The sequence below is a fragment of the Nostoc sp. UHCC 0252 genome, assembly GCF_034931145.1.
Taxonomy (GTDB): Bacteria; Cyanobacteriota; Cyanobacteriia; order Cyanobacteriales; family Nostocaceae; genus Nostoc.
Genome location: NZ_JAYGHE010000145.1, coordinates 1 through 6152 on the forward strand (window position 1 = coordinate 1; position 6152 = coordinate 6152).

Annotated in this window: 6 protein-coding genes and 1 pseudogene; 3 read left to right on the top strand and 4 right to left on the bottom strand. The window is 41.2% G+C overall.

Translation table 11 applies throughout. The features are described 5' to 3' along the window. Nucleotides 1–194: 194 nt before the first annotated feature. Entirely contained in the window at nt 195–899 is a 705-nt protein-coding gene (locus VB732_RS35150; protein ID WP_323235430.1) for a CAP domain-containing protein, read from the bottom strand. Nucleotides 900–1370: 471 nt separating this feature from the next. After that, entirely contained in the window at nt 1371–2498 is a 1128-nt protein-coding gene (locus VB732_RS35155) for an acyltransferase family protein (protein WP_323235431.1), read from the bottom strand. A gap of 190 nt (nt 2499–2688) precedes the next feature. Here VB732_RS35155 and VB732_RS35160 point away from each other — a divergent pair, with 190 nt between their 5' ends. Then, nucleotides 2689–3147, top strand: coding sequence for a peroxiredoxin (locus tag VB732_RS35160; protein WP_323235432.1), 459 nt, complete (start codon nt 2689–2691; stop codon nt 3145–3147). 131 nt (nt 3148–3278) lie between these two features. On the opposite strand, the gene hpf is transcribed toward VB732_RS35160, so the two are convergent. Continuing rightward, nucleotides 3279–3923, bottom strand: coding sequence for a ribosome hibernation-promoting factor, HPF/YfiA family (hpf, locus tag VB732_RS35165; protein WP_323235433.1), 645 nt, complete (start codon nt 3921–3923; stop codon nt 3279–3281). A 600-nt stretch (nt 3924–4523) separates the two neighbouring features. Between hpf and lipB the strand changes: the two genes are divergently transcribed. After that, entirely contained in the window at nt 4524–5195 is a 672-nt protein-coding gene (gene lipB / locus VB732_RS35170) for a lipoyl(octanoyl) transferase LipB (protein WP_323235434.1), read from the top strand. Between the two features lie 404 nt (nt 5196–5599). Further along, a complete protein-coding gene (locus tag VB732_RS35175) occupies nt 5600–5800 on the top strand; it encodes a hypothetical protein (protein ID WP_323235435.1) in 201 nt (66 codons plus the stop codon). A gap of 57 nt (nt 5801–5857) precedes the next feature. Here the strand turns inward: VB732_RS35175 and VB732_RS35180 are convergent. Continuing rightward, nucleotides 5858–6040, bottom strand: a pseudogene (locus VB732_RS35180) (LysR family transcriptional regulator); the annotation flags it as partial. Nucleotides 6041–6152 lie beyond the last annotated feature (112 nt).

A 6152-nucleotide genomic window follows, 5' to 3' on the forward strand; every position in this document is an offset into this window, starting at 1 on the left:
ACTACTGAAAATATTTGCGTAGGTAGGGAGTAGGGAGTAGGGAGTGGGGAGTAGTGAATTAACCTTTTCGAGATGTACGGATTTTTTCAGAAATCAAATAGGAGTCCTATAGCCGCTTCTGAATGGTTACTATTTGCAAAAAGAAGGTGGGGATATCTTAACCGAACGGTATTGTCCCCACTCGCTATCTCAAATTATTTTTCCTTATAACCCCCAGCGTAGGCAATTACGCAGATTGTTCTATATGATTTGTGAGTTCCATAAGCTACGCCAGACACTTTAAAAGCACCGTTAAAAATGTTTGTTCTATGACCGCGATCGGGCACGCCATCATCAATAATTAATTGCATGACGATATCTTGGGCAGTGTTTGGGCCATAGCTGATATTTTCACCTGCGGTTGTTTGCCATCTACCATAGCGGTTGATGCGAGTAAAAGGGTTGCTACCATCGCTACCATCATGACCTGTAGCGCCTTTTGGGCCTTGGTCTTTAACATGGTCTTTTGCCCCTAAAGACATACCTTTTGAGGCACTCAAAGCTCCTACAGGACGTGCAGATTTCAAAAATGCGATCGCTTCATCGACTGCTTTGACTCCTTCTTGAGTTCGCAGATAGGTATTATTAGAAATTTTGACTCGGTTCCCCTCAAAGCGTTTCCTATAGTTTTGCATAATCGGAATGTATGACTTGGGGTTTGTTCGTACCTTATTTGTTTCAATAATTACCTGTTGTTCTAGGGGTGAAAGATAACTCGCCTTTGCTAATAAAGTTGGACTAGTTTGTTGAACTACTGCTGGGTTAGAGTTTGCCACAGATGGACTAGATTGAAACAGTTGATTTGAACAACCTAAAATCAGGGTAACTGGCAAAAGTACCCAAAGTTTAATGCGATGCATTTATTACCTCACAATTTTTTATGGATTAATTTAGTGAATTAGAAGAAATAATAATTTTCAACACAGAGAAAAATTTGTAGACGCTTCTTTATTCGGAATTTTAGAAGCAGCTTGTTGTTAGACATCAGAATTTCAACCAGTTCTCTAATAAGAACGGAAATGAGTTTATCAAGAGTTATAGATCAATACAGTTCAGATCAGACCAAAACATTTGTAGAGACGGCGATTTATCGCGTCTCAAAAACCCAAAATTTTGCCAGCAGCTCTTAACTGAACCGTATTGAGTTATAGATAACGCTGCGATCGTCTTTGTTCCTGTTCCTTGAGTGTTAAAAAAGGATTACTTAATACCTGTTGTAACCTAGTTAACACTCAAACGTAAACTACAAAAAATATTTTTACTTTATTACGTCTGCTTCTAAGTACAATAATTTAGAACCTTGCCTAAATAAAATATAACGCAAATAAAAATTACACTTTCAGAAACCAACGTTGCCGATACATCAGAACACCAACAGCCCACCACAACAACACGGTGACTATGGCAAACAACAGAGAACCATTCAGAAGTCCCGCCCAAGATGCGAAAAAATTCTGGTAAATCCAATTGTAAGTACTGGGAGCGTCTTTACCAGTGCCGATAGTGGTTCTCACTAAGATTTTAATCAACAAAACAGATGGAACGAAAAGTGCGATCGCATTTAAGCCCATAATTTCAAAAGGTTTACTCCAGCGACGAATTAGCCGGACTTCGATGAGTTCATAACAAGCCGCTAGCAAAAGTAACGCCCAACCGCTAGTAAAGACTACATAAGAACTTGTCCACAGCTTTTTGTTGATGGGAAATGTCCACCCCCACGCCCAACCGATAATTAAACAACCAACACCAAATAATCCTAACCCGATGCTTGTCCGTGATTTTACAGGTTGGCTGCGTATCCATTGACCAGCAAAGTAGCCAGCGAGGACGTTTACTATCGCAGGAATAGTACTGAACAGTCCCTCTGGATCTCCCATAAATTTGAAACCATCACCTTTATATAGATGTGCTTTGGGAATAATCATCCGGTCAATATAAGCGCCAAAATTACCTTCTCGTGTCAGAACTCCCGCGCCATAATCGGGTACTGGTAGATACATCATCGTTAACCAGTAGCCAATAAGTATCACTCCTGCGAGTATCCATTGACCTTTGCGCGGAAGGTTGAGAACTATCAAGGAAGCCAACAGATAGCTAATGCTGATGCGCTGCAACACTCCCATTATGCGGATGCTACTCAAATCAAAAGTCCAAACACCTTGATTCCAAAAGCCATTTAGTAGCAATCCCAAGGCGAAGAGAATGGCGGCGCGGCGTAAGATGCGCCAGTAAATAGCTGAGGTTGGTTTGTTGTCTTCGGTGTACTTTGACAACGAGAAAGTCATCGCTACACCAATAATGAAGAGAAAGAAGGGGAATACCAAATCAGTTGGTGTGCAACCGTGCCAATCGGCGTGAGCTAAGGGAGGATATACATTATCTGCGACTCCCGCCATATTGACGAGAATCATAGCAGCGATCGTAATGCCGCGAAAAACATCAAGTGAAGTCAGACGCATAAGTGGTTAAACATAATGTCATTGCGAATGTAGCGAAGCGAAATGACTGTAATTAATTTTGTGTGGTTACTTAAGGGGAATTTTTTCTTTGATGAGTATCTAAGTTACTCCGCCTCATGCAGCTAATCAAGCAAAATTTATATACTCGGATACAAGGTAAAATTTTGTTAAGTAATTACCACCATTTATTATGCCAGTCAAAGTTGGAGATACTGCTCCTAATTTCACTCTACCTGCTCAAAACGGCTCAACAGTTAGCCTCCAAGATTTTCGCGGCACAAAAGCTGTTGTCCTATATTTTTATCCCAAGGATGACACACCTGGATGCACGACTGAATCGTGCGCCTTTCGCGATCAGTATGAAGTGTTTAAAAGTGCTGGCGCTGAAGTTGTTGGCGTGAGTGCTGACTCCAGCGAATCTCACCAAAAATTTGCTGCGAAATATAATCTACCTTTTACTTTGTTAACTGACAAAGGCGACCAAGTACGGAAGCTATATGGCGCAACAGCAGCCTTTGGCTTATTCCCTGGTCGCGTTACTTACGTCATTGACCAACAAGGAGTTGTGCAATACGTGTTTGATTCAATGTTTAACTTTAAAGGTCATGTTGAAGAAGCATTGAAAAGTTTGCAACAGATTGCGAAATAGGGAATTGGGAATTGGGAATCGGGAATTGGGAATTGGGAACTGGGAACTGGGAATTGGGAATTGGGGAGAATAACATTACCTCTTTCCCCCCCTGCTCCCTGCCCCCTGCTCCCTTGCTTCTTCCCCATTCCCTATTTAGAATGCAACTTTTCCGGCATGGCAGTATTAGTGTGGCTTGACTTGCCATTCTTGCCGTTTGTATGACCGTTAGCATTGCGGGGATGGATTACACCATAACCGCCGTGGTTACGTTCGTAAATTACATTAATCTCTCCAGTTTCAGAATTGCGGAACATATAAAAGTCGTGTCCCACGAGTTGCAGTTGTTCCAAGGCTTCTCCAAGGGTCATCGGTGGCATGGAAAAGTATTTGGTGCGGACGACTTCGTTGGGCAATTCGGGGGTGCGATCGCCAATTAAATCTGGAACTACCGACTCTGCAACAACTACTTCTGCTGGTTGAGACTGAGTTTTCTGATCTTGAAGACGTTCTTTGTATTTCCGCAATTGACGGGCAATCTTATCTGCAACTAAATCAATGCTGGCATATAGATTTTCGCTGCTTTCCTCGGCACGGATAACGCTACCATTAGCGTAAATAGTTACTTCGGCTGCTTGTCTAGTATTAATTCGGGGATTACGGGCTACGCTCAGATGGACATCAACTTCATTTGTAAGGCTCTGAAAGTGACTAACTGCTTTTTCAATCTTTTGATGTACATATTCCCGAATCGCATCGGTGATTTCAATATTTTTGCCGTGGATGACAAGCTTCATGTAAACTCTCCCACTAAATATTTGATGTGTGAATTTGCTTTGTATGAAAAGAAATTGCGGTAAAGTTTATTACTCCCGCCAAAACAAATTGTGAACTGTTTCTATCTACTGTTGGTAAGCTATCTCTAAGCTTACTGCATCTAAGTTTCTGCTCATTATAACTTTGATTTTCCTCCTCATCTCTGCGCTAATATCCAATTGGATTTCCACATAGAACTATTTGGTGAGGAAATTTGAGCAGTAGCTCCATTAAAACAACGCTTACAGAACTTTTGATAGTTGCTCCTTCTGTGTCCGGTTCAGGTTTACTCGCTGTCGATCAACAACACGAGTATTTGTCGAAGTCGATCTTGTTTATATTTCAAACAAGATTATTAGAGTCATCAGCCAGTGCATCTTTCTTATTGTCTTGGCATGATGCTTATTGCAGAGAATTCCTCCTAAAACCTATTGAGGTTGTATATTCAAGCTAGCACTTTGTATTTTCTAATGCATGTTCCCTTGACTTTCCTTTAAAATCCTTTGCAAATCTTGACACTTTTTGACTCCAATCCTGTAAATCGCAATATATTTTGTTCCTAATACTAGTTGACTTTCGGCATGATCCATAGTATAGAATCACACAGTGGCCGTTGTTTGCTGTATAACCAAGGATTAATGCCTTACTTAGATGCTCATGGATGGCAGCGATCGCTCCTCAATGAGCGTATCCATGACCCTAGTCTAGATGACGTGTTAATTTTGCTAGAACATCCACCCGTTTACACTCTGGGGCAAGGAAGCAACTCAGACTTTCTCAAATTTGATATTGACAAGGGTCAATATGATGTACATCGAGTTGAACGAGGTGGCGAAGTTACTTACCATTGTCCTGGTCAACTAGTCGGGTATCCGATTTTAAATTTGCAACGTTATCGTAAAGACCTGCATTGGTATCTACGCCAACTCGAAGAAGTAATAATTCGCGTATTAGCAGTTTATGGGTTGCAGGGAGAAAGAATTCCGGCTTTTACTGGTGTTTGGTTACAGGGTCGAAAAGTTGCGGCTATTGGGATTAAAGTCAGCCGTTGGATTACCATGCACGGCTTTGCATTAAATGTCTGTCCAGACATGACAGGCTTTGAGCGCATTGTACCCTGCGGTATTTCTGATAAACCTGTAGGCAGTTTAGCCGAATGGATTCCAGGTATTACTTGCGAGGAAGTGCGCTTTTATGTAGCACAGTGCTTTGCTGAAGTCTTTCGCGTGGAATTAGTCGAGTTGAAATCTTAGAGGGTGTTTAAAAAGTCTAATTTATTACTCACCGAGTGACTGGAAGTCACGGCTACACAGTCAAAACCCACCTCCGTGGATTAAAACCATTGATTTTCTCTTGGTCTACGGAGGTGGACTTTGTTTGCGTAGTAGCGTTCGCCCTTGGCGTGCCGGAGGCATCATTTTATTCGCCTAAAACTTTTCAAACAACCTCTTAAGGATTTGTCCGGTCTGAGTAAATTCAGCTTGTAATTATGTAACAAATACTATAGCAGTCCTATTTAAATTATGAGACACTTATGAAAGTAACCCATATTTAATAGTATCGAAATACTTATTTAGCTACGGTTGGCAAAGCTAAAAACTGATTATTTACAAATTTTTATACTAAATTTTTACAGCTGTCAAGCACAACTTTGCGCGTGAATTACTCAAATAATTTCCAGGTATATGCCCCATCGTTAACGTCTCTGAGAGAACGTGATTGGACAGCTTTGATAGAACTATTTGATAGAGACGACGGTGATGAAATTGAAGCCGACATTGACAGTAGTTTGGTTTGGCTGATACCTGAGCCTTGTTGGGAAGACGATCCCTTTGATTTCTTGCGCGAGTATCTTTGAATAGAGACGCGATTCATCGCGTCTGTACAAGAGTTGGGAGTGCAGAGTTGATTTTTAATAGGAAAGGCGATCGCCAGCAGGTGTCAGCACAGCACCGTGACGGACTCTAGCAAATAAAGGCACACCTAATTCTTCTAAGGTAGCGATCGCAGGCTGGGAAAGCTACAATTCTAAGGCTGCTTCACTAAAGTTACCACGATCTGCTACTGCAACTATGGCTCGAAGTTGGGAGAATTTCATTGTTAATTGACGAGAACAAGGGTATATATCCTGATTTAATTGTGGCAAAAAGGTCATATTAGTAATTTTTTTATCTATAAATCCAAAAGTGTTGAATGTTAAGAAAAATCCG